This window comes from Bradyrhizobium genosp. A, assembly GCF_049949275.1.
Lineage (GTDB): Bacteria > Pseudomonadota > Alphaproteobacteria > Rhizobiales > Xanthobacteraceae > Bradyrhizobium.
Genome location: NZ_CP188196.1, coordinates 892,566 through 918,074, shown reverse-complemented (window position 1 = coordinate 918,074; position 25,509 = coordinate 892,566). Strand labels below are relative to the sequence as shown.

At 63.8% G+C, this 25,509-nt stretch carries 11 protein-coding genes; 1 reads left to right on the top strand and 10 read right to left on the bottom strand.

The genetic code is table 11. The annotated features are described in order from the left end of the window. Nucleotides 1-78: 78 nt before the first annotated feature. From ACP2YP_RS04155 to ACP2YP_RS04120, 8 genes are all read right to left on the bottom strand, one after another. Nucleotides 79-348 (bottom strand): GlsB/YeaQ/YmgE family stress response membrane protein, encoded by a 270-nt coding sequence (locus tag ACP2YP_RS04155; RefSeq protein ID WP_426422472.1) that lies wholly within the window; start codon nt 346-348, stop codon nt 79-81. A gap of 299 nt (nt 349-647) precedes the next feature. Beyond that, on the bottom strand, nt 648-1,622 hold the full coding sequence (locus tag ACP2YP_RS04150) for an ABC transporter ATP-binding protein (protein WP_426422471.1): 975 nt from the start codon (nt 1,620-1,622) through the stop codon (nt 648-650). Next, nucleotides 1,619-3,034: an amidase gene (locus ACP2YP_RS04145; protein ID WP_426422470.1), complete on the bottom strand. Its 1,416-nt coding sequence runs from the start codon at nt 3,032-3,034 to the stop codon at nt 1,619-1,621. Before ACP2YP_RS04145 ends, ACP2YP_RS04150 begins: the two co-directional genes overlap by 4 nt. Next, nucleotides 3,031-3,228, bottom strand: coding sequence for a hypothetical protein (locus ACP2YP_RS04140; protein ID WP_148754995.1), 198 nt, complete (start codon nt 3,226-3,228; stop codon nt 3,031-3,033). Before ACP2YP_RS04140 ends, ACP2YP_RS04145 begins: the two co-directional genes overlap by 4 nt. Beyond that, a complete protein-coding gene (locus ACP2YP_RS04135) occupies nt 3,225-4,286 on the bottom strand; it encodes an ABC transporter ATP-binding protein (RefSeq protein WP_426422469.1) in 1,062 nt (353 codons plus the stop codon). The genes ACP2YP_RS04140 and ACP2YP_RS04135 overlap by 4 nt, the downstream gene beginning before the upstream one ends. A 184-nt stretch (nt 4,287-4,470) precedes the next feature. Continuing rightward, the gene (locus ACP2YP_RS04130; protein WP_426422468.1) at nt 4,471-5,373 is read right to left on the bottom strand and encodes an ABC transporter permease; all 903 of its coding nucleotides are present in this window, start codon (nt 5,371-5,373) and stop codon (nt 4,471-4,473) included. A 210-nt stretch (nt 5,374-5,583) separates the two neighbouring features. Continuing rightward, nucleotides 5,584-6,537, bottom strand: coding sequence for an ABC transporter permease (locus ACP2YP_RS04125; RefSeq protein ID WP_426422466.1), 954 nt, complete (start codon nt 6,535-6,537; stop codon nt 5,584-5,586). A 191-nt stretch (nt 6,538-6,728) separates the two neighbouring features. Continuing rightward, complete coding sequence (locus ACP2YP_RS04120) at nt 6,729-8,387, bottom strand: ABC transporter substrate-binding protein (protein ID WP_426422464.1); 1,659 nt, start codon at nt 8,385-8,387, stop codon at nt 6,729-6,731. Between the two features lie 236 nt (nt 8,388-8,623). Between ACP2YP_RS04120 and ACP2YP_RS04115 the strand changes: the two genes are divergently transcribed. After that, nucleotides 8,624-10,219, top strand: coding sequence for an ABC transporter substrate-binding protein (locus tag ACP2YP_RS04115; RefSeq protein WP_426422462.1), 1,596 nt, complete (start codon nt 8,624-8,626; stop codon nt 10,217-10,219). Between the two features lie 331 nt (nt 10,220-10,550). On the opposite strand, the gene ACP2YP_RS04110 is transcribed toward ACP2YP_RS04115, so the two are convergent. Both ACP2YP_RS04110 and ACP2YP_RS04105 read right to left on the bottom strand, forming a co-directional pair. Further along, nucleotides 10,551-12,782, bottom strand: a complete 2,232-nt coding sequence (locus ACP2YP_RS04110; protein WP_426422461.1) for a CHASE2 domain-containing protein — start codon at nt 12,780-12,782, stop codon at nt 10,551-10,553. A gap of 147 nt (nt 12,783-12,929) precedes the next feature. Further along, nucleotides 12,930-25,469: an Ig-like domain-containing protein gene (locus tag ACP2YP_RS04105; RefSeq protein WP_426422459.1), complete on the bottom strand. Its 12,540-nt coding sequence runs from the start codon at nt 25,467-25,469 to the stop codon at nt 12,930-12,932. Nucleotides 25,470-25,509 lie beyond the last annotated feature (40 nt).

Sequence of the window (25,509 nt, the reverse complement as noted above, 5' to 3'; positions counted from 1 at the left end):
TTTTATGGCAAAGACAAGCGCCTCTCCCCAAGTCGCTGGGGAGAGGCGCAAGGTTCCGATGGGTGAACCAAGAACCCGCTAGAGCCGGCCGCCGCCGCGCACCAGCCGCACCACCAGCAGCAGGATGATGGCGCCGATGGCGGAATAGATGATCTCCGAGACCAGCCCGACGCCGATATGGATGCCGAGCTTCGGGAACAGGAAGCTCGCGACAAACGCACCGGCGATGCCGATCACGATGTCGCCGATGATGCCGAACCCGCTCCCTCGCACGACCTTGCCGGCGAGCCAGCCGGCGACCAGGCCGACGAACAGGATGATGATGAGGCTTTGGCCAGAAATATACATAAGTGGAAGTCCCTCTCCGTGAACGGGCCCATGGAACCGGAACCGGGATGAATGGGGTCTGAATAGTGGTCCCGGAGAGACCCCTCAAACAAGAATCGCGAAAACAACCCCATGCACAGTAGAAATGCCTTCGCCGGGATGCGCGTGGTGGATTGTGACAACTGGGTGTTGGCGCAGAGGATTTTTGAAGAAGCGCGCATTCCGCAAAGTGAGGGACGCACTGCTCTATCATTCCCTCCCCGCAAGGTGGGAGAGAGCGCAGTGTGCTTGGGGCGATAGCTGCGCTGAATTTCGAAAGGCTACGTCGCCGACACCGGCTCCGCCAGCACACACCGCGCCGCCCGGCCCGACCCGACCTCCACATTCGGCGGCAATTGCTCCAGGCAGCGCGCCTCGGCGAGCTTGCAGCGGGGAGCGAAGGAGCAGTTGCGGGGCTTTTCGGCCAGCGATGGCGGGGTGCCGGGAATGGTCTCGAGGCGGGCGCCCCGCTTGGCGCCGTGGATGGTCGAGGCGAGCAGGCCCTTGGCATAAGGGTGGACCGGCGAGCGGACGATGTCGCGCAGACTGCCCTGCTCCACGATCTGGCCGGCATACATCACCGCAACGCGGTCGCAGATCTCGATCGCAACACCAATGTCGTGGGTGACGAAGATGACCGACATGCCGAACTCGCGTTGCAGCTCGCGCAGCAGCAGCAGGATCTGGATCTGCACGGTGGCATCGAGCGCCGTGGTCGGCTCGTCCGCGAGCAGGATTTTTGGCCGGCAGGCGAGCGCCAGCGCAATCATCGCGCGCTGACGCATGCCGCCGGACATTTCGTGCGGATAGGCATCGAGCCGCCGCCTGGCCGAGGGAATGCGCACGACCTCGAGCATCTCCAGCGCCCGCGCGCGGCCCTCCGCGTAGCTTTTGCCTTCGTGGCGCACGACGCTTTCGGCGATCTGCGCGCCGATGGTATAGACCGGGTCGAGCGCCAGTGCCGGCTCCTGAAAAATCATCGAGACGGTCTGGCCGCGGAACGACGACAGTTCCTCGTCGTTCATCGCGAGCACGTCACGCCCCATGACGTTGACCTTGCCGGAAATCTGCGTGCGCTTCTTCGGCAACAGCCGCATCAGCGCACGCAAGGTCACGCTTTTGCCCGAACCGGATTCGCCGAGCAGGCCCAGCACCTCGCCGTCGCCGAGCGAGAGGTTGAGATCGTTCACGGCATAGACCGTGCGCTCGCCGGTGAAACGGATGTTGAGGCCTGAGATATCGACGAGTTTTGTCATGACGGCAGTTTGGGTACCCGGTCGTGATAGTCGGTGACGCGCTGGAACGCGGCGCCGATGGTGAGCAGGGTCGCTTCATCGAAGGAGCGGCCGATCAGCTGCATGCCGACCGGCAGGCCGCTTTTGGTGAAGCCCGAGGGCACGGTGAGCGACGGCAGGCCGAGGAAGTTCACGGGACGGGTGAACAGCGTCAGCCGCTGCAACAGCGCCGGCGCGTTCGGCCCGCCGCCAACGTCGCTCTCCTCGATCGTCGGGGCCGGCACGGGCGAGGCCGGCGCGAAGATCGCGTCCACACCTGCGGTCGCCGCATTGTGCGCGGCGAGTGCCGGCCCGCGCCAGCGCATCGCCTCCAGATAGGTGATGGCGGGAACGGCGAGGCCGTTCTGCAGCCGCATCAAGACCTGCGAGCCGTAATCCTGTGGGCGTTCGATCATCCAGCGTTTGTGGAAGGCAGCAGCTTCGGCCGCGAGCACGAGCTGGCTCGCCGAGGACAATTGTCGCTGGTCGGGCAGCTCGACTGCGAGGATGTCGGCGCCCTCCCGCTTGAGCACCGCGATGGTCTCGTCCAGCACGCGTCCGACCTCGCTGTCGAGATCGTCGACATAGAAAGACGCAGGCACGCCGATCTTGAGGCCCTTCAGCGAGCCTTTGGTCGCGGCCACATAGTCCGACAGCGGCTCATGACTTGTGGTCGAATCTTCAGGATCGGGGCCGGCCATCAGCGCCAGCAGCAGCGCGCAGTCTTCCGCGGTGCGCGCGAGCGGGCCGACTGTGTCGAGCGATTGCGACAGCGGCATCGCGCCGGCGCGGCTGACGCGCCCAACCGTGGTCTTCAGTCCCGTGACGCCGCAGAAATGCGCGGGTATGCGGATCGAGCCGCCGGTGTCCGAGCCCAGCGCCGCATAAGTCAGCCGCGCGGCGACCGACGAGCCGGACCCCGATGAGGAGCCGCCGGTGATATGCGCGACGTTCCAGGGATTGCGGACCGGGCCGTAATGGGCGTTATGGCCCGTCGGGCCATAGGCGAACTCGGCCAGATGCAGCGTGCCGAGGCGAACCTGACCGGCGTCCTTCAGCCGCTGCAAGGCCGTGGACGTCACGGTCGGCACGAAATCGCGTCTGATTAGCGAGCCGCAGGTCGAGACCTTGCCTGCGTCGTAATACATGTCCTTGTGCGCGAGCGGCACGCCGTGCAGCGGACCGCGCACCTCGCCCCTGGCGAGCTCGGCGTCGGCGGCATCGGCCGCCTTCAGCGCAGCTTCCGACTCGATCGACATGAAGGCGTTGAGATGCGGCTGCCATTGCGCGATGCGATGCAACAGCGCGCGCGTCGCCTCATGCGAGGACAATTGCTTCATCGCGATCGCACGCGCGACCTCGGTGAGCGTCATCAATGCAGGCTCGGAGCTCATTTCGACACTTTCTGCGTCTGCGCGAGCGGATAGAGCGCGGGCTCGAGGTCGAACGGCAGCGTGCCGGCGATGGCCGCAAAACCTTCGAAGGCAGGACCGATGGAATTGGAGATGCGCGTCGCGATCTCGTCGTTCACAGGGATACCCGCGACTTGCGCGGTCGCCTGGATTTCTTTTGTCGTTGGTCTCGTCATGCGGTTTCCTCTCGGGGCGAGCGGCTATGGCCTGAACCCGGTATCGCCATGTAGCACGCGGCTTCGTGGCCCATTCTATCGACCGCGGTGAGATTTGGTGTCGCATTTGCGCAGAGCGGCTCCGCAAACGGACAACGGGTGTGGAAGCGGCAGCCCGAGGGCGGATCGATCGGATTGGGTGGATCGCCTGAGATCGGCGGCTTCTCGGTGCGGCGATCAGGATCGGAGGACGGCATCGCAGCAAGCAGCGCGCGTGTGTAGGGATGCGCGGGGCTATCCCAGACCTGATCGACCGGGCCGAGCTCCACGACCTCGCCGAGATACATCACCAGCACGCGGTCGCTGATGTAGCGCACGACGTTGAGGTCATGGCTGATGAAGAGATAGGTCAATCCGAACTCGCGCTTGAGATCGGCGAGCAGGTTCAGCACCTGCGCCTCGACGGATTTGTCGAGCGCGGAGACGGCCTCGTCGAGGATCACCAGCCGCGGCGACAGAGCCAGGGCGCGGGCGATGTTGACGCGCTGGCGCTGGCCGCCGGAGATCTCGTGCGGATAGCGGTTGGCGAAGTTTTCGGGGCGCAGGCCGACCTTGCCGAGCAGCTCGCGCGCGAGGATGCGCGCCGTGCTATCGGCCATGCCGTGCACCTTGGGGCCGAACGCGATCGATTCCTCGATGGTGAGGCGCGGATTGAGCGAGGCATAGGAGTCCTGAAACACCATCTGCATGCCGCGGCGCAATTCCCGCAACGATAGCGACTGCCCGATGGTCATGCCGTCATAGATGATGTCGCCGGTGTCGCGCGGCATCAGATGCATCAGCAGGCGCGCGGTGGTGGACTTGCCGCACCCGGACTCGCCGACGATGCCGACGGTCTCGCCCTTGGCGACGGAGAAGGAGACGTTGTCGACGGCACGCACGGTGCGCTTCGCGGCGAACAGCCCGCCACGCACCGGGAAATGTTTTGTCAGGCCGTTGACCTGGAGCAGCAGCTGCGCGACGCCGCCGACGTCCTCGACCGGCTCCAGCATGGTGACAGAGGTGTTGGTCTGGCTCATGGCCGCCTTCCTTCACCTCTCCCCATCGGGGAGAGGTCGCGCCGAAGGCGCGGGTGAGGGGGCGCGGCATTCCCGGTGGAGCGAAACCCCTCACCCGGATTGCATCTTGCGATGCAATCCGACCTCTCCCTATGGGAGAGGTGTGGCACCGGCGCCGTGGCTACCTGCGTCTCTCTCATCATCGCTAGTTCCTGATGTCCATGGCGCTGCGCAGGCCGTCCGAGAGCAGGTTGAAGCAGATCGAGACCGCAAAAATCATCGCACCCGGCAGTGCCGCAACCCAGGGATTGACGTAGATCGCTGTGCGCAGCGTGTTGAGCATCAGGCCCCATTCCGGCTCCGGCGGCTTGGTGCCGAGGCCGAGGAAGGAGAGACCGGCCGCCAGGATCATCGAGACCGAGATCAGGCTCGTCGCATAGACAAAGATCGAGCCCAGCACATTGCCGAGGATGTGCACGCGCATGATGGTGAACGGCCCCGCGCCCGAGGCACGCGCGGCCTCGACGAAATCCATGTTACGCACGCCGGTGGTGACGCTTTCGGCGACGCGGGTGATCTGCGGCACGAACACGACCGTCAACGACACGATGGAATTGAGGATGCCTGCGCCGAGCGCGCCGGAGATCGCGATCGCCAGCAGCACGGAGGGGAAGGCATAGAACACATCGATCGTGCGCATGATCGCGGTGTTGAGCTTGCCGCCGACATAACCGGCGACGAGGCCAAGCGAGGTGCCGATACCAAACGCGAGAATCACCGGCAGGATACCGATAACCAGCGACAGCCGCCCGCCATAGATCAGCCGCGCCAGCATGTCACGGCCGAGCTCGTCGGTGCCGAGCGGATAGCCTGCCGTGCCGATGTGGCGGAGGCGGCGGATCATCGAGCCCTTGTAGGGATCTTCGAGACCAAGCCAGGGCGCCAGGATCGCCGAGACGAAGATCAGCAGCAGCACGATGGCGCAGGCCATGCTGACCTTGTCACGCAGGATGCGGCGGCCGACGGTCGCCCAATAGCCACGCGCTTTGGTGGCCGGCGCGGCCTGGAGCGCCGCATCGCTGGTCGCAGACAGCGGAAGCTCGCTCATCGGCTAGCCCCCGATGGGCATTGATACAATCGGTGCAAGCTCAGAACTCTGTGCACCTCGCCCGCTTGCCGGAGAGGTCGCGCCGAAGGCGCGGGTGAGGGTTCTATCCTCTGGGGGGTTCTCGATTGCGGAGAAACCCTCTCCCCGGCCCTCCCCCGCACGCGGGGGAGGGAGCGCAGCTTTTGCGTGGCAACGGCCGGGCTCATCCCGCTAGCCCCGCTTGATGCGCGGATCGATCGCGGCTTGCGCGATGTCGACCAGCAGATTGAGGAAGACAAAGAACAGCGCCAGCACCAGGATCGTGCCCTGCAACAACGGCAGGTCGCGCTGGAAGATCGCGGAGTTGAGCAGGAAGCCCGACCCCGGCCAGGAGAACACGGTCTCGATCAGGATCGAGCCGCCGAGCATGTAGCCGAGTTGAAGCCCCATCACCGCGAGCGCGGTCGGCGCGGCATTCTTGATGACGTGCCGGAACACGCCGGTTTCATGCAGGCCTTTTGCGCGCAGCGCCTCGACGAAATCCTGCGAAAGGATGTCGCCGGTCAGCGCGCGCACGGTGCGGGTGACGATGCCCATGGGAATCACCGATGTCGTGATCGCCGGCAGCACCAGATATCTCAGATGCGCCCAGTCCCAGGCCCAGGAGCTGGAGCCGTTGGGCCCAGCGCCGACCGCGGGCAGCCAGTTCAGCTCGACCGAGAAGATGATGACGAGCACCATGCCGAGCCAGTAATGCGGCACCGAGACGCCGGCGATGGCAAAGGAGGTCGCGAGCTTGTCGATCCAGGTTTCGCGGAAATAGCCGGCGATCAGGCCGAGCAGGATGCCCATGGTGAAGCCGATGATGGCCGCCGCAATCGCCAGCGTGACGGTGTTGCCGACCGCGCGCATGACTTCGGCGAGCACCGGGCGCCCGGTGGCGATGGAATTGCCGAGATCGCCATGCAGCGCACGCAACAGCCAGAGGCCGAACTGCACCGGCAGCGGCCGGTCGAAACCGTAGGCGGCACGGAGCTGCGCGGCGAGCTCCTGCGAGGCATCGGCCGGCAGCACCGCGACCAGCGGATCGCCCGGCGTGATGTGCACAAGCAGAAAGCACACCAGCGCCACGCTGATGACGATCGGGATGACATAGACGATGCGTCTGGCGATATAGGCGAGCACGTCGGATTCTTTCTTCCCTTCTCCCCTTGTGGGAGAAGGTGGCGCGCAAGCGCCGGATGAGGGGTTCTATCCGCGGGTACGATCATTCCAAAAGAGAGAGGGGCACTCGCGGAGAGAGACCCCCCGGCTTCGCTTTCGCGAAGCCACCCTCTCCCACAAGGGGAGAGGGTGCACCGAGTTCGCTGCGATCGTTACGGCGTCATCGAGATCGGCGAGAAGTCGATGAACCAGCTCTTCGGCTGGATCACGCCTGTCACCTTCGGGCTCATCGCACGCGGGCCGACGTCGTGGGCGACATAGAGGAAGGCCGCGTCGTCGACGGAGGCTGCGTGCAGTTCGGCAAGCGCAGCGTCGCGTGCGGCAGGATCAAACGTCTGGCGCGCTTTCTTCACCAGCTCGTCGAACTTGGGATTGTTGATGAAGCCCCAATTGTTCGAGACCGGCGGCGCCATGCTCGATTGCAGGAAGCGCACCAGCGCAAAGAACGGGTCCATCGCCGCATAGGTGACGTTGGTCGCGTTCGCACCGTTTGCCGAGGGATCCTTCACGCCGCGCCGCCAATTGGAGAACAGTGTGTTCCACTCGATGACGTCAAGTTGCACATCGAAATAGCATTCGGCGAGCGCCTGCTGGAGATATTCATTCATCGGCAGCGGCTGCATCTGGCCCGAGCCGGAGGTCGAGGTCTGGATCTTCACCGTCAGCTTCTTGTTCGGACCGAAGCCTGCTTCCTGCATCAGCTTCTGCGCGGCCGGCTTGTCATACTTGATCTCGAAAGTCGGCTTGCCGCGCCAGGGATGGCCGGGCTCGAAGGTGCCGGTCGCGGGCACCATCAGGCCGGCAAGCAATCCGTCCTTGAGGCCTTCGCGATCGACGCAGAGGTTTGCGGCCTTGCGCACGCGGATGTCGTTCCAGGGCGAGCCCTCGACACGTGAGAACTGCCACGGCCAGACATGCGGCTGCTCGTTGGCGTAGAGCTTGAAGCCGCGCTGCTTGAGCTCGGGCAGCGCATCGGGCGCCGGCGCCTCGACCCAATCGACCTGTCCTGACAGCAGCGCCGCGGTGCGCGCGTTGGTCTCCGGCATCGGCACGAGCACCATCTTGTCGATCTTGGGCACGCGGGCCTTGTCCCAGTAATTCGCGTTCTTGACCAGTTCGAGCCGTTCGCGCGGCGTGAAGCTCGCCATCTTCCACGGGCCGGTGCCCGCGGCGTCCTTGGCAAAGGCAGTCCACGCAGCCTGCGACTTCGCCTTGGCGTCGGCGCCCTCAGCCTTGTCGTAGAAGTGCTGCCATTTCGCCGGGCTCGCCATGAACAAATTGGTGAGGTTGATCGGCAGGAAGCTGTCGGGCTCCTTGGTGGTGAGTTCGACCGTCATGTCGTCGATCTTCTTGGCAGATACGAGCGTCGGCATGCGCGTAGCGGTGGCACCGACCTGGCTCGGATCAAATTGCGGCGCGTCTTGCTTCAACACCTTGTCGACATTCCACACCACCGCGTCGGCATTGAACGGCGTGCCGTCATGGAAGGTGACGCCGGGGCGCAGCTTGAAGGTCCATTTGGTCTTTTCGGCATCGTCGACCTTCCACTCGGTGGCGAGGCCGGGGATCACCACGCTGGCCTTCTCGGCGGAGGACAGGTCCCAACTGGTGAGCGCGTCGTACATGGTGACGCCGGTGAAGCGATTGCCTTCAAAACCCTGATCGGGCTGACCGAGCGTGCGCGGAACATCGGCAGCCGTCATGCCGACGCGCAGCACGGTTTCGGCACTGGCCGCGCGCGGCCATGCGGCCGCGGTCGTCAAGGCCAGCGCCGCAATCAGCGCCGCGCGTGTCGTTGTCTTGATAAGCATCGCCTTAGTCCCTCTTTCGGCTTTCGATGATTAATTTTGATGCAAACGTATGCAATGGCTATGCCAATGGGAAACTTATTCTGCAAATTGCCCTGCGACGACAAGTCGTTGTGATCGCGTGGGCTTAAAGGCAACGCGCTGCCTATTCTGGCATCAAGATTGCACGTTTGGCCTCGAGTTTCGCTTGAGTTTTCACTTGAGTTTTTCGCTTGAGTTTTTCTTGGGAGCTTTGGGCCATGCGTATTCGGTTATCGACTTGTCTCGCCGTGCTTGCGCTGGCGTCGTTCGCAATCTCGGCGCGCGCTGAAACGGTGGTGCGCTACGGCATCTCCATGGCGGATATTCCGCTGACGACAGGCCAGCCCGACCGCGGCGCCGGCGCCTATCAGTTCACGGCCTACACCATCTACGATCCGCTGGTGGCGTGGGACATGGACGTCGCCGATCGCCCGGGGAAGCTGGTGCCGGGCCTCGCCACCGAATGGAAGGTCGACGACACCGACAAGACCAAATGGCGCTTCAGCTTACGCAAAGGCGTGAAGTTTCACGACGGCAGCGAGTTCAACGCCGACGCGGTGATCTGGAATCTCGACAAGGTGCTCAACGACAAGGCGCCGCAATTCGACAAACGGCAAAGCGCGCAGGTGAAGACCCGCCTGCCCTCCGTCGCGAGCTACGCCAGGATCGACGACTTCACCGTGGAGATCACCACCAAGACCGTCGATTCCTTCTTCCCGTATCAGATGCTGTGGTTCCTGGTGTCGAGCCCGGCGCAATATGAAAAGCTCGGCAAGGATTGGGACAAGTTCGCCAGCCAGCCCTCCGGCACCGGGCCGTTCAAATTAACAAAACTCGTGCCGCGCGAGCTCGCCGAGCTCAGCAAGAACCCGGACTATTGGAACGCCAAGCGTATTCCCAAGGTCGACAAGATCGTGCTGGTGCCGATGCCGGAGGCGCTGACCCGCACCAATGCGCTGCTCGCCGGCCAGGTCGACCTGATCGAGACGCCAGCGCCCGATGCCGTGCCGCAGCTGAAAGCGGCCGGCATGAAGATCGTCGACAACGTCACGCCGCATGTCTGGAATTATCATCTGAGCGTGCTGCCGGGCTCGCCCTGGACCGACATCCGGCTGCGCAAGGCGCTCAACCTCGCGATCGATCGCGAAGGCGTGGTCGGCCTGATGAATGGGCTGGCAAAACCCGCCAAGGGCCAGGTCGACCCGTCGAGCCCGTGGTTCGGCAAGCCGCGCTTCGACATCAAATATGATCTCGCCGCCGCCAAGAAGCTGGTCGAGGAGGCCGGCTACTCCAAGGCAAAGCCGCTGAAGGCCACGTTCATCATCGCGCAGGGCGGCACCGGCCAGATGCTGTCGCTGCCGATGAACGAGTTTTTGCAGCAGAGTTTCAAGGAGATCGGCATCGACATCGATTTTAGGGTGGTCGAGCTCGAGACGCTCTACACGCATTGGCGCAAGGGCGCGGCCGACGAGATGAACGCCGGCATCACCGCCAACAACATCGCTTATGTCACCTCCGATCCCTTGTACGCCATCGTCCGCTTCTTCGCCTCCGACCAGATCGCGCCGGTCGGCGTCAACTGGGGCGGCTACAAGAACCCGAAGGTTGACGCGCTGATCAACGAGGCCAAGCAGACCTTCGACACCGCCAAGCAGGACGACCTGATCGCCCGGGCGCATGCGCTGATCGTCGACGATGCCGCGCTGGTCTGGGTCGTCCACGACACCAACCCGCACGCGCTCTCGCCGAAAGTGAAGCAGTTCGTGCAGGCGCAGCACTGGTTCCAGGATCTGACAACGATCGGGGTGGAGTGAGGGCGGCAGCAAGCACAGCTGCCGTAGGGTGGGCAAAGCGAAAGCGTGCCCACCAGCTGGCTGCGGTGAAAACGATGGTGGGCACGGCGCTCCGCGCCTTTGCCCACCCTACGAGAGTTGATGGTGGCCGCGCACTAACGCGTCTCAGCTGTCGTCCCGGCGCAGGCCGGGACCCATAACCACAAAATTGAGTTTGGCGAAGATTGCCAATTCCGATCTCGAGCCACGACTGCTGCTGCGAAGTATGGGTCCCGGCCCCCCGTGCGCACTTGCGCACTAGGCCGGGACGACACTATTGTTGAGGCGCCGGCTAGCCCCTCATGGGCAACGGCTACTTCGTCAGCAGCGCATACGCCCCCGTCCACCCTTCCTCCGGCGGATTGACGCGAAACTCATTGATGCGCGCTTCATACAGCTTGAACAGCTTTTCCAGCGTGTCGGCATCCTCGCTGCGACGGCCGCGCTCGATGGCGTCGAGTGCGCCCTGCCAGTCGCGGCTGCGGTAGCAGCCGAGCATCTCGATGGTGACGTTGCGCAGGCGCTGGAACGCACCCGACTGCATCACGTCCTCGCGGCCGGCGATGGCATAGATCACCTCCGGCTCGCTCTTGCCCTTGACCATGATGAAGTCGAGTTCGAGGATCGCGAACTTGTCCTTGGCGGCGAGCGCCGTGCGGGAGCCGACGATGATCGGAAAGCCGTATTCCTTGGTCTGGCCTTCCAGGCGCGAGGCCAGGTTCACGCTGTCGCCCAGCACCGAATAGTTCTTCTTCAGGTCGGAGCCCATGTTGCCGACAACGCCGATGCCGGTGTTGAGACCGATGCCTACGTTGAGCGGAATATAGACGTGACCGCCATCGGCGGCTTCGCGCTCGCGCTCCCTGTTGACCACGTCGATCTTCTCGAGCATCCGGATCGCGGCCTCGCAGGCGTTGAGCTGGTGCTCGGCATCGTCGAGCGGCGCGTTCCAGAACGCCATGATGGCGTCGCCCATGTATTTGTCGACGTAGCCCTTCTCCTCGATGATCACGTCGGTGAGTGGCGTCAGGAAGCGGTTCATCAGCACGATGAGCCCTTGCGGATCGTGCTTGTAGCTTTCCGAGATCGTGGTGAAGCCGCGCACGTCGGAGAACATGATGGTCATCTCGCGCTCCTCGCCGCCGAGCACGACCTTTTCAGGCGACTGTGCCATCTGCTCGACCAGAACGGGCGACATGTATTGCGCGAAGATGCCGCGGATCTCCTTCCGCTGCCGCTGCTCGCGCACGAAGCTCGCGAAGATGAAGGTCAGGTAGATCGCGGTGGTCGACAGCAGCGGATAGGTGAAGTCGATGAGGTAGCGGGACCGCCAGTAGAAGAACCAGGACGTGCCGATCAGGATGGCGGCGAACGTCGCGCCCGCGAGCACGAGCCGGACCGGGCCGAGATTCGGCGTGAAGATGATGACGAGGATGCCGATGATCAGCGCGGCGAGCAGCTCGACGCCGAGCGCGTAGTTCGGCTGGGAGATCACGGCGCCGCTCAGCACGCTTTCGAGCACCTGGGCGTGGATCTCGACACCCGGCATGTTCGGGGACACCGGCGTGGTCTTGATGTCGTTCAGCCCGGCCGCAGAGGTGCCGATCAGCACCAGCTTGCCAGTGATCTTGCTCGGCGGCACGGTGTTATCGAGCACGTCCGCCGCCGAGACATAGATCGAGGGATCGCGGCGGGCGTAGTGCACCCAGAGCTGGCCGTTCTTGTCGGTCGGGATCTCGACGCCCTTGAGGCGGATGGCGCGGATGCCGGTCTTGTCAGTGCGAACCAGCAGCGTCGGCGTTGCCGTGACGACCCGCAGGATCTCGAGGCTGAGCGAGGGCATGATGTTGCCCTGGGCCCGCATGATCATCGGCACGCGGCGAATAAAGCCGTCGCGCTCGGTCTTGATGGAGAACAGGCCACGACCGGCGGCGACCTTCTCGATGACGGGTACGTTACGCAGCAGGCCGGGGAATTCGAACAGGAATTTTTCGGCGTTCTCCTCGCCGACCGTCGCGACGCCGGTGAAGGGCAGCGTCTTGTCGAGCTCCGACCCGACCTCCGGCAGTCCGGTTTCGCCGAGGACGACGTGCGAGCGCTTGATCGCTTCCGACAGAATCTGGTCGTTGCTCGGCAGCTCGCGCAGTTTGGTGCGGGTGGCGTCGTCCAGATCGCGCATCTGGTTGGCGACCAGATCCGGATTGAGCCGGTCCGCTTCCGAGAACACCACGTCGAAACCGATCGCCACGGCGCCGTTATTGGTGAGGCTGATGATCATGTCCGCGATCCGTGTCCGCGACCACGGCCATTGGCCAAACCTGGCGAGGCTCCTGTCGTCGATGTCGACGATGGTGACCGGCCGCACCGTCTTGTGACGGGGGTCGACCAGCTGGAACAGGTCGAAAGTGCGAAGCCGCAATTCCTGGACCGGCGGCGGATCCCAGAGGCGCAAGCCGGCGAAGACGACCAGCAGCGCAAGGCACACCAGCCGCGCAAAGCCGAATTTACGCGCGAACCACCGCTGCATCAGTCTTAGCCGCTTCATGCTAACCGGACTTCCTGTCCTGCATCACGTCATGCGCACCGATCATGGAGCGTCCGCGCGCGATTGGCTATTCCCTGACGGTGGAGGATTGCGGATTTTTTTCCGCGGTTAACATGCGGTCCAGTCCTCGCGAAGCCGGGGCATTCATCAGGCGACGTGGAGGATGAAATCGCTGGCCTGGAGCTTGGCGGCAATCACGTTCTTCAGCAGGATCGACTCATGCTCCGTGACCGTCGCACTCTCAGGTTGAGCGACCTGCTGCTGCCACGTGACCAGCGTGTTGCCGGACTGCTGGGTGATGGTGAGATTGTTCATGGAACTGACGTCCGAGAATTGTCGCAGGTCGATCTTGTCCAGGCCCGCCGCGAAATCGACGATAGTGTGCTGGGCGTCAGCTCCGGACGCGCCCGGCGCGAACACGAACTGATCCTTGCCGCCGCCGCCGATCAGCGTGTCGCCGGTCTCGGTTGCGAAGATGACGTCCTTGCCGCCGGTGCCTTGCAGCGTGATGCCCTGACTGGTGTCGCCGGCCTCTTTGAAGATGAAGTTGACGGTGTCGCGAACGCCGACATTGTTCGTCACTGTAAAGGTGATGATGTCGTTGGCGGGAGGCGAAGCTCCGGGTTTGTAGGTGACGCTGGCGATGTCGAAGTTGACCTGGTCCAGCGTGAGACTGTTTCCGGAGGACGGAGAAACGCTGCTGCCGTCGCCCTGCCCTGCGGTGACGGCACTTACGGTGTAGGTCTCCGCCGACGAGCCCGAGACGGACAGCCCCGTGATCGTATCGGTTTTGTCGGCGTTGTGCGTGTGCTCGAAATGCGTCGTGTCGATCACCGGCGACTGGTCGACGGTGAAGGACACCGTCGCGGTCGAGGTCTTGACGCCGTCGGAGATGGTGTAGGTGAAGCTATCGGCGCCGAAATAGTCAGTCGCCGGCGTATAGCTGATGATGTTGCCGTCGAGCGTGACCGCGCCACCATGGGCGCTGTGGCCGGAGAGATCGCCGACCGACGTGACGTTGATGGGGTTGCCCGCGGAATCGGTATCGTTGGTCAGCAGCTGCGCCGTCGTCAGCGTGGTCCCGACATTCTCCTTGAACGCGACCTGACCCTGCTGGCCGCCCCATTCTTCAAGGTAGGCACGACTATCGAAATATGGCGGCACGTCGTTCCAGTCGCGGCCGTGGTCCTCGATCACCATATAGGCGACGGTCTCGGTGCCCCAGCCGCTCGGCTCGTGAGCCCTCCAGGCCGCATAGGTGAAATCGGAACCGGCTTCGGGCCCGGTCACCCATGACCAGTGACTCGAAGCCTGCAGATTGTCGTCGAGGCTCTGGCCGCCGCTCCACACTCCGTAGCGGACATGGTCCCAACCGGCCAGCTTGGCGATGAAATCTTCCTCGCCCTGGCTTGTGACGGTCGCGAGATAGGCGCCGTCCGCAACTGCATTGGCATCCGCCTTAGCCCAGGTCACTTCAGACGCGACAATGCGGTAGAAGTGGCCGTTCTCCGCGTCGAGCACCCAGCCGTCAGCGGTCGAAGGTGTCGCGGCGTTGCCGATGGTGTCGTCGTTCGCGACCAGCACGTCCGGCGGCACGGTCACATCGATGCTGATCGAGGCGGCCTGGTCGGACACCGGCGTGGTCCCGCCATGGCCGGCGCCGGAAATATCGATCAACGCGGGCGATGTGGTGGTGGTGACGGTGCCGGCGTAGGTGTCGTCGAGCGCGTGAACGTCAAGCGTGCCCGGCGTGCCGGTGTAACCGTCGGCCGGCACGAAGCGGAGCAATGTGTCGGGGCTCAGCACCAAAGCATGCGCATCGTCGACAGATCCGATATCGACCCACAGATCGGTGCCCGTAATCTCATACTGCCAGATGCCTTGATCCGAGGAAGCATTGTCGGCGCTGACCGCAATCGCCTTCAGGCTCGCGCCGGCGTCGACATCGTGGAACTTGTCCGCGAAGAGATCGCTGACGGCGGCTCCGGTCGGATTGCTGTCATTCCCGCTGACCGAGGCCAGCACCGTGCTGTCCAGCGTCGGCGCGTCGTTGGTGCCGGCAATGTTAATGGTGACGGTGCCATTGCCGGTGCCGGTCGCCGTATGGCCGTCGTCCGGTACGATCGTGTATTGCAGCGACAGCGTCTGGCCGGCGGCAAGGAAGTCGAAGGCTTGGCTGCCCGAATTGAAATCCCAGGTGAACTGCGCGTGGGTGGCGGTGCCATTCAGGATGTCGCCAGACTGCACGGTGAGATAGTTCAGCAGGTCCGCGTTCGACAGCCCGTCGATCCCGTCGGCCTGCAGGACGCCATCGAGATAGACGGTGACGTGATCGAGCGCCACCGTGACATGATCGGTGGCGTCGGCATCGGACACCGCCAGCGTGCCGTGAACGACCTGTCCCGCATCGGTCTCCGTCAGCGAGGCCGTGACACCGCCGGACGCAGCGTCGATCCAGGCGGCATTGCCGTGAATGCCCAGATTGCCGCCACCGCTTGCGAGGTTCGTGACCGCTGTGCCGCCGCCGTCGTGGAGCGGGAAAAGGCCGACGAGATTGCTCTCGCTGCCGGTCAGCGTCGCAGCCTGGCTCACCTGGACCTGGGCCTGTGTCAGCGCGGCACTCCAGATGCTGACATCCGAGATGCTGCCCTTGAAACCTTCGGTCGCGAAGCCAGTACCGTCTTCCGTCGGGACGCCGCCGATCTCGGTGAAATCGTTGTAGCCGGCAGCCCCCGGAATGCTGTTGACACTGGCCGTCGTGGTGTATTCGGCGACACCGTCGACATAGAGTGTGAACAGGCCGTCGACATGCGTCAGCGCGATATTATGAGCGTGGTTGGCGTCGATGGTGACGCCGGTGTCGATACCGGCAATGCCGCCATTCTGGATCTGGAGGTCGAGCTTGCCCTCGTCGGTGACCACACCGTTGACGCCGAAGCCCGCGTCCGACGTGCTCCCGTTGTAGAACAGAAGCTGGGAATCGCCGGACTTGCCTTCCCCGCTCCAGTTGACCCAGCCCTGGAGCGAAACGCCGTCAGACCCATTGCCGGTATTTTGCGTCGATACCGTGCCGCTCACCGCTGTGGCGCCGTCGAACGCAAGATAGCTCGGCAAGCCATAGCTGATCTTCGGCGCATCGTTCGTACCGATGATCGTCACATCGACATGCGCCGTATCGGTACTGTTGTGGCCGTCATTCAGCGTGATGGTGGAGTTCACCTTCACGGTCTGGCCTTCGCCGAGGAAATCCAGCGCGCTGTCGGCGATCGAATAGCTCCAGCCAACTGCGCCGTTGTTCTTGCCGGTCTGCTGAAGCGTCAGCGCATGCTCGAGCGCGGCGATCTCGTCCGGCGACAGCGTCAGCTGGGTGGTGCCGTCGGTATCGAACCAGGTCACGGTCTGGGCGACATTTGTCACAGTCGGCCGGTCGGTGAGGTCGACGTCGGTGAAATGGATCGTGCCGGTCCCGCCCGAGACAGGGTCGAGCGCGGAGGAGCCGGTGGTGTTCGCGAGTTCGGAGAAGCTCACGGTCGGTGACGCCTCGGCGGCGGTGAACGCCGGCGTGTCGTCGTCGGCATTGAGCGTGATCAGCGTGCCACCATGGCCGTCGCTGCTGCCGGCGAAATGCCCATCGCTGTAATCGTGGCCAGTGAGCTTCACCGTGATGCTGTGACCATAGGCATCGCTCACGACGAGATTGCCGGTGTTGGCGTCGTAGGTTGCGGAGGTGCCGCCGTCATACTTGATGGTCGACAGGTCGAGCTTGTCAGTCGCCGCAAAGCCGGCGACCGAGCCGCCGAAGCTCGCTGTGTCGATCTGGAGCTTGCCACCGACGGCATCGAACGTGATGGTCTGCGAGACCGTGGCATTGACGTCGAGCGTCGCGTTGGCGTCGATCGTGACCGAGCCTGCACCGGACAGCGAACCGAACAACGACAGGGTGCCGGTGTGGACCTCGATCGTGTTGGTATTGGTAATGCTGCCCGTGATCGAATTGGTGCCCCAGCTCTCGATCTTGCCGGAGTTTGTGATGGCGAAGGTCACTCCGTCCGCGCTCGAGACCGAGGCGCCGTTCAGGAGATCGATCTCGCCGGCATTTTCGATCGTGGACAGCGTGCCGAACACGCCCGTCCCCGAGACCGTCCAGGTGCCGGCGCTCTCGTTGTCGAAGGTGGCGCTGGCGACCGAGATGTTGCCGTTGATGTGGTCGCTGTTGTTGATCGTGATGGCGCCACCGGTCTCGACGATCGCGTAGGTCGTCGCGGTCACGCTGCCGGCATCATCGGGCCCGATCGTGCCGGAATTGTCGATCAGCGCGGTGCCGGTCGCGTTCTCATGGATGGAGATCGCAGCATAGCCGCTGGCGCCGACGACGGAGCCAGTGTTGGTGATGTGCGTCGAGCCTGTCGCGCTGTCATCGTCCTGCGTGACGCTGATGCCGACGCGGCTCGTGCCGGCGAGATCGCCATCATTGACGATGGTGACGTCGCCCGCGCCGGTGGCAAGGGCCGACAGACCGACCGCACCGGTCGCGGAGCCTTCGTTGGTGACGCTGACGTTACCACCACCGTGATCGAAGGCGCCGATCGCGGTGCCTGCGGCGGTGATCGACGAAAGCGCGCCGGTCGTGACCGTGACCTTACCGACGCCCCAGGTGAACGCTTCGATACCGTAGCCGGCGTCCGCAGTGATCGCCGCGTCGCTCGCGACGGTGACGTCGCCCTTGACCGCGTTCGAGAAGGTGGCATTGCCGCCCGGCTTGTAGCCGGCGATGATCCCGCCCGGCGTGGTGGTGTCATTATTCGACGTGGAGCCAGAATGGATGGTGCCGTGCGCCTGAACGGAGATCGTGCTGTCCACGCCGCTTGCGATGGCGGTCGCATAATTGACGGCCACGATGCCGGAGCTGCCGGACGTGATGCTGTCGCCCGTCGCCATGGTGACGCTGATGTCGCCCGCATCGATGCTGTAGGCCTTGATGCCGTAGGCCGTTGCACCCGTGATCGTGACGTTCTTGTCCAGCGTGATGCTGATGTCGCCGGTGCCGCCGCTCAGGGCGGAGGCCTCGATGCCGTAGCTCCGGGTGCCGGAAACGGAAATCGTCGTGCCGGCGAAGCTGTTCACGGTGACGTCGCCATTCCCGTAATTGTAGGCGTCAATACCGGAGCCGGCTGCGGCGGTGATATCGGCGTAGTTGTTGACGACAACCGTCCCGTTGACGTCGGTGTTGGCGCCAGTGCTGTCCTTGGATCCGGTATACCCGGCCTGGATGCCAGCCGGCGGATTGCCGGAGAGATTAGCGGTATCCCCCGAATTGATCGTGCCGTAGGCGTTGACCGTGATGGTGCTGTCGTTCGACGCATCGAGCGAGATCGCCCGATTGACCGCGACGATGCCGGAGCTGCCAGAGGTAATGACGCTGCCGGTCTCAGTCGTGACCGTCTCGCGGCCGGCGCCATAGCTGCGTGCCCGGATGCCGTAGATCGCGCTTCCCGTGATCGCGCCGCCGGCATCGATGGTGACATCGCCATTACCCCAAGTGGCCACGTCAATGCCGTATGCATCACCTTCGGCGCCGCCGCGCTGGGTGATCGTGATGTCGCCGGCGTTGGCGGCATTGAGATTCTCGACGAGTACGCCCACCGAATTTGCGCCGGTGCCGGTCGCCTTGCCGGTAACGTCGTTGACCGTGATGCTGCCGGCTCCGGTTGCGCTGTCGCGCAGCATGATGCCGTTGCCGTTCAGGCCCGTGATGTCCCCGGTCGCCGTCAGCGAGATATTGCCGGCACCGTTCTGGGTCACAAGGACGCCGTTCAACGCACCTGTCAACGTGCCTGTCGGCGTCAGAACGATATTGGCGGCCGTCGTTCCGACGCCAGCCGTGAAGTCGAGCGCATCGCCGGTCGACGTTGTAATGTCAGCGTCGCCGTTGACCGTGAACGTACCATTGGTGCTCGACTGGCCTGCGATGGTGCCGCTGAAGCTCTCGCCCGCAACCTTGTCGAGCCGCAACGTATCGGTGCCGCCGTTGAAGGTGACGGTCTGGGCCGTAGCGCCCGCAAGCTCGAGCGTCGCGCCGTCGTCGATGATCAGCGAACCCACGCCGCTGAGGCCGCCGGAGAGATCGAGCGTGCCGCCCTGGACTTCGATTGTGCCGGTGTTTGCGACGGCGGCCGTGATGGTGTTGGGACCGGAGACAGCATAGAGGTGGCCGGCATTGCTGAGCGTCCCGTCATTGACCGTGACCCCGGTCAAGTAAAGCGCCGATGTAGCGTCGACCAGAACGGTGCCATCCTTGTTCGTGACGACCGCGCCTGTCAGCTTCAGCGTGCCGTGATGGATCGCCTCGAGCGTGCCGGTATTCGTAATGGCATCGTGGATAACGTCGATCTCGCCGCCATCGGCGGCCATGACGTTCTGGTTGACGATGGTGTAGACGGGATCGGGCGGATCGAAGGTGAGCGTGCCGCCGGCGATGCTGACCGTACCGGTGATCGTGACGTTGGCGTTGTTAATGGCACTGCTTCCGCTCGACTCCAGCGTGCCGGAGATCGTCACTGTGCCGCCGTCAATGGTGGCTTCATCGAGATCGAGCGTCGAGCCGGCATCGACCGACACTGTGCCGAGGGTATTGGTCACCTTGGTCGCGATCAGCTTCAGCGTGCCGTCGTTGATCGCGGCCAGCGTGCCGGTGTTGGTGACGAGCTCGCCGTTGATATCGAGTTCGGCGCCATTCGCCTGGATGATGTCGCCATTGGTAATGGCAGCGGCGGGGGTCGTCGCCAGCAGCGTCAAGAGGCCGCCGAGAGTCGCCTCGATCAGATAGCTGTTCGAGATGGTGGCGTCGGTGATGGTGGTGGTGCCGGAGGACGCGAGCGTACCGGAGACGGTAAGCGTGCCGCCGGTCAGGCTTGCGCCCGCCAATGTCAGTTTGCTGTTCGCATCGACCTTGACCGTGCCGCCATTGGCGATGGTGGTTGTGGTGACGGTGGTGTCGTCAAGCGTCAGCGTCGTGGTGGCGTCCACCGTGATGCCGCCGCCAGCCACGGAAGCGCCGGTGATAGCGGTGTCGCCGGTGACGTGGATGCTGCCGTTGTCGGTGAGGGTGCCGCCGGTGACGGTGGTGCCATCAAGCGTCAGCACCTTGCCGCTGTCGATCGTCAATTGATTATTGGCAAGGGCATCGTTGATGATCGCGCTGTCGGCGACGATCTCGACGGTGCCGAGATTGTTGACCGCCCCGCCGGTCAGCGTCACGCCGCTGAGGCTCAGGCTCTTCGAAGAGTCGACCTTGACGGTGCCGTTGTCGGTGATCGCGGTGGCAGTGACCGTGGTATTGTCAAGCGTTAGCGTCGTGGTGGCATCCACCGTGATGGCGCCGCCCGTGACGGCTGCGCCGTTCACGGCGCTGCTGCCGGTGATGTGGACGGTTCCGTAATCTGTGACGGTGCCGCCAGTGATAGTGGTGCCATCAAGCGTCAGCGTCTTGGCCCCGTTGACCGTCAGTTGAGCGTTGGCGAAGCCGTCGTTCACGATCGAGCTGTCGGCGACGATCTCGACCGTGCCAAGATTGTTGATTGCGCCACCGGTCAGCGCCACGCCGCTGAGATTCAGCGTCTTCGCGGCATCGACCTTCATCGTGCCGTTGTCGGTGATCGTGCCGCCGGTGATCGTCGTGCCATCAAATGTCGCCACCTTGCCGCTGTCGATCGTCAGCTGGTTATTGGCGAGGGCATCATTGACGATCGCGCTGTCGGCGATGATCTCGACCGTGCCGAGATTGTTGACCGCCCCGCCGGTCAGTGTCACGCCGCTCAGGCTCAGCGTCTTCGCGCGATCGACCGTCAGTTGAGTGTTGGCGAAGCCATCATTGACGATCGAGCTGTCGGCGACGATCTCGACTGTGCCGAGATTGTTGACCGCCCCGCCGGTCAGCGTCACGCCGCTGAGATTCAGCGTCTTCGCGGCATCGATCTTCGCCGTGCCGTTGTCGGTGATCGCGCCGCCAGTGATCGTCGTGCCATCAAGTGTCAGCACCTTGCCGCTGTCGATCGTCAGTTGGTTATTGGCGAGGGCATCATTGATGATCGAGCTGTCGGCGACGATCTCGATCGTACCGAGATTGCTGATCGCTCCGCCCGTCAGAGTCACGCCGCTCAGGCTCAGGCTCTTCGAAGCGTCGACCTTCACCGTGCCATTGTCGGTGATCGCGGTGGTGGTGACCGTGGTGTCGTCAAGCGTCAGGGTCCTGGCGGCATCCACTGTGATTGCACTACCGGCAACCGAAGCGCCGTTGACAGCGCTGCTGCCGGTGACGTGAATGGTGCCGCTGTCGGTGATCGCGCCGCCAGTGATCGTCGTGCCATCAAGTGTCAGCACCTTGCCGCTGTCGATCGTCAATTGATTATTGGCGAGGGCATCATTGATGATCGAGCTGTCGGCGACGATCTCGATCGTGCCGAGATTGCTGATCGCTCCGCCGGTCAGCGTCACGCCGCTGAGGCTCAGGCTCTTCGCGGCATCGACCTTCACCGTGCCATTGTCGGTGATCGCGGTGGTGGTGACCGTGGTGTCGTCAAGCGTCAGGGTCCTGGCGGCATCCACTGTGATTGCACTACCGGCAACCGAAGCGCCGTTGACAGCGCTGCTGCCGGTGACGTGAATGGTGCCGCTGTCGGTGATCGCGCCGCCAGTGATCGTCGTGCCATCAAGTGTCAGCACCTTGCCGCTGTCGATCGTCAATTGATTATTGGCGAGGGCATCATTGATGATCGAGCTGTCGGCGACGATCTCGATCGTGCCGAGATTGCTGATCGCTCCGCCGGTCAGCGTCACGCCGCTGAGGCTCAGGCTCTTCGCGGCATCGACCTTCACCGTGCCATTGTCGGCGATCGCGGTGGTGGTGACCGCGGTATTGTCAAGCGTTAGCGTCGTGGTGGCATCCACCGTGATGCCGCCACCGGCAACCGAAGCGCCGTTGACAGCGCTGCTGCCGGTGACGTGAATGGTGCCGTTGTCGGTGACGGTCCCGCCAGTGATGGTGGTGCCGTCAAGCGTCAGCACCTTGCCGCTGTCGATCATCAGCTGGTTATTGGCGAAGGTATCATTGATGATCGCGCTGTCGGCGACGATCTCGATCGTGCCGAGATTGCTGATCGCTCCACCCGTCAGAGTCACGCCGCTCAGGCTCAGGCTCTTCGAAGAGTCGACCTTCACCGTGCCATTGTCGGTGATCGCGGTGGTGGTGACCGCGGTATTGTCAAGCGCTAGCGTCGTGGTGGCATCCACCGTGATGCCGCCACCGGCAACCGAAGCGCCGTTGACGGCGCTGCTGCCGGTGACGTGGATGGTGCCGTTGTCGGTGACGGTCCCGCCAGTGATGGTGGTGCCGTCAAGCGTCAGCGTCTTGCCGCTGTCGATCGTCAATTGAGTATTGGCGAAGCCATCGTTGACGATCGAGCTGTCGGCGACGATCTCGACCGTGCCGAGATTGTTGACCGCCCCGCCGGTCAGCGTCACGCCGCTCAGGTCCAGCATCTTCGCGGCATCGATCTTCATCGTGCCGTTGTCGGTAATCGCGGTGGCGGTGACCGTGGTGTCGTCAAGAGTCAAGGTCTTGGCGGCATCCACTGTGATTGCGCCGCCGGCCACGGAGGCGCCATTGATGGCGCTGCTGCCGGTGACGTGGATGGTGCCGTTGTCGGTGACGGCGCCGCCGGTGACGGTGGTGCCATCAAGCGTCAGCGTCTTGCCGCTGTCGACCTTGACGGTGCCATTGTCGGTGATCGCCGTGGTGGTGACGGTGGTGTCGTCAAGCGTCAGGGTCTTGGCGGCATGCACCGTGATGCTGCCGCCGGTGACGGAGGCGCCATTGACGGCGCTGCTCCCGGTGATGTGGATGGTGCCGTTGTCGGTGACGGTCCCGCCAGTGATCGTCGTGCCGTCGAGCGTCAACACACCGGCAGCATCGATTGTGATGTCGCTGCCGGCATTTGTGACCGTCTCGCTGGCGAACTCCGCCGCCCCCTTGACGTTGACTGTGGCAAAATTGTTCAGCGTGCCGTTCTCGATCAGGCTGGTGCCGTCGAGCTCGAGCGTGCCGAGAATGATGACCGTGCCGCCGTCGATCGTCGCGGCATCCACGATCAGCGTCGTGCCGGCGTCGGCCTTCAGGGTGCCGCCGACGTTGGCGACATTGCTCTTTAGCGTCAGAGTACCGCCGGACAGGTCGATCATGCCGGAATTGGAAACGGTGGTCCGGGTGTCGATCGTGCCGCCCCCGGCCAGCGTCAGCGTACCTGCGTTCGTAATGATGCTGGTGTTGGTGACAGTGCCGGTACTCCTGGTCGTTGCCTCGACGTCGATCTTTCCGCCCACGAGGACATCGCCACCAACCGAATTGGTGAACTTCGAATCGGCGTTGAGCGTAAGCGCGCCCGCGATCGTCAGCGTGCTGTTGTTGATGAGCTCGGGCGGCGAAGTGTTGTAGTCGTCCATGATCAGCGACTTGGCGAACGCCGCCGCATCGATCGTGACCGGATAGGACGGCGTCAGTCCGCGCAGCTGGTCGGTGATGACCATGACGTCGTCGTTGATGGTCGGGACCGTGTGCGTTTCCCAGTTGAGCTTGTCGCCCCACAGGCCGCCGGACGGCGCGCCGGTCTCCTTGGTCGCGATCCACACCACGGCCGGGCTGTCGGTGCCCTTGATCGTGACGGTGATGGTCTGGGTCGAGGTCGCGCCCTGGGAATCGGTGAGCGTCACCGTGTAGGTCAGGGTCAGGACCTCGCCCTTGGGGATGAAGTCGGCGACATAGGCGGGAAGGTCGGCAAGCGACCAGTCGATGATGCCGGTGTTGTTGCCGGCCTGGGTGCTGTCCTTTTCGACCAGCACGGACATCGCGTGCTGAAAGATGGCAAGCGGGCCCGGCGGCACGGTGCCATCCGGCAGGCTCGCGCTGGTCAGCGCCACGGACACCGTATGCGTATCGGTGAGATCGACATCCTTGAACGTCAGCGTCCCCGCGGTCGGAACGTCGCTGATGAGCGGGCCGCCCGGCACGCTGGTGCCACCCGAGAACGTGATGGTCGGCACGCTGGTCGTGATCACCGGCTTGTCGTTGGTGCCGGTGATTGTGATCGTGATATCGATGAACGAGGATTCGGGGTTGACCGCGAAATTGTTGTTGACGCGGACCCTGTAGGTGAGCGTCAGCGTTTCTCCGGCCGCAAGGAAGTCGAAGGCGTGATCGGGGATCGTGTAGGTCAGGATATCCGAGCCGTTGTTATTGTTGCCGGCATCGGCGACGACGCTGATCTTGATCTGCGTTGCCGCGATGTCCTGCTTCTGGAGCGCGGTCAGCGAGCTGGTGACGTCGTGATGGCCGGCGTCTGTGTAGACGTAGTTTGGCGCGGCAGCGAGGTCCACCGACACCGTCGGCTGGTCGCCCAGGTTTTGGTCGACGAAGTTGACCCGGAAGATGATCGTGTCGGGAGGCACGGTGTCGCCGGTCGTGTCCGCGCGGTCACCGGTCGCGTTCGCGTGCTCGGTCAGCTTGAACGCTGTCGTCACATGTCCGTTGGCATCGAGGCTGCGCGCGTCGGGCGGCCCGGGAACACGGGTGCTGGATTGCGTGGAAAGGGTTGGCCCCTGCGAAGCCTGCGTATTGAGGTTCGTGAAGGTTGCGATCGCAGTGGCGCCGGACGGCGTCTTGATCATCAGACCATCGGGGATCTGCGTGATGGTGTCGGTGAAGTTCGTGGTCAGCTTGGTGTTGGTGTTGTTGTCCGTGAACTTCAGCGTGAACACGTCCGTGATCAGCTTCTGCACGTCCGGCGACAGCAGCGCATTGGTGACCGAGACGTTGCCGCCGCTGATCTGGATCATCTGGCCGGCCTGGTTGACCGTCGCGATCGGCAGCAGGGTCAGCTTGTCGAACAGGATGTAGGAGCCGGTGGTGCCGTTGGGCTCGACCAGCACCTGGAAGTTCGCCTGCGGCTGCGGATCGCCGCCGCCGGAGGGAACGACGAAATTGATCTCGGTCAACACCGCCGTGCCGCGGATGCCCATGGTGGCGACCGGCGTGTCGATCTTCATGTCGCCGTGCTTGGCGGTCTCGCCGGCAACGAAGGTGATGGTGCCCGCGACCAGGCTGAGCAGCGAGGAATTGTTCGACCCGTTAGGGTCGTAGACCATCTCGTTCAGCACCATCCGCGCGTTGGAGGACAAGCCGAACACAGTGCCGTCGATGAAGGTGACGCCAAGCGTCGAATCCGAACCGGTCGAGACCACGTCGCCCTTCTCGACGTTGTCGCCATTGTTCAGGATGACCGAGACGCCGTTGCGGATCGCAGTCGCGCTGCCGGTCAGCTTGGTGACGTGGCCGATGACTTGCGCCGCGGCGGCACCGGGCGCGGCCTGCGCATACTGGACGTGCCCCGTGAGCGCGCTGACGATGTCGCCGGTGAGATGGGCGCCGTCGGGCGAGGCGATCGCCGCGCGCTTGTCGCCCCTGAAATAATCGTGAACGACGAACTCATGGCCGTCGTGCGACAGCACGAGATCAAGACCCGTGCGCTTGAAGTCGCCGTGAAAGATCAGGTTGGGATCGGCAATGACGACCGCGCCTTCGGGCACGTGACCGTGCGCCTTGGCAGTAAAGGAATCGACGTGGTCGTGGCCGGGCAAACGGGAACCCTGACCATCCAAGGAGAGCGCGGCGTCAAAT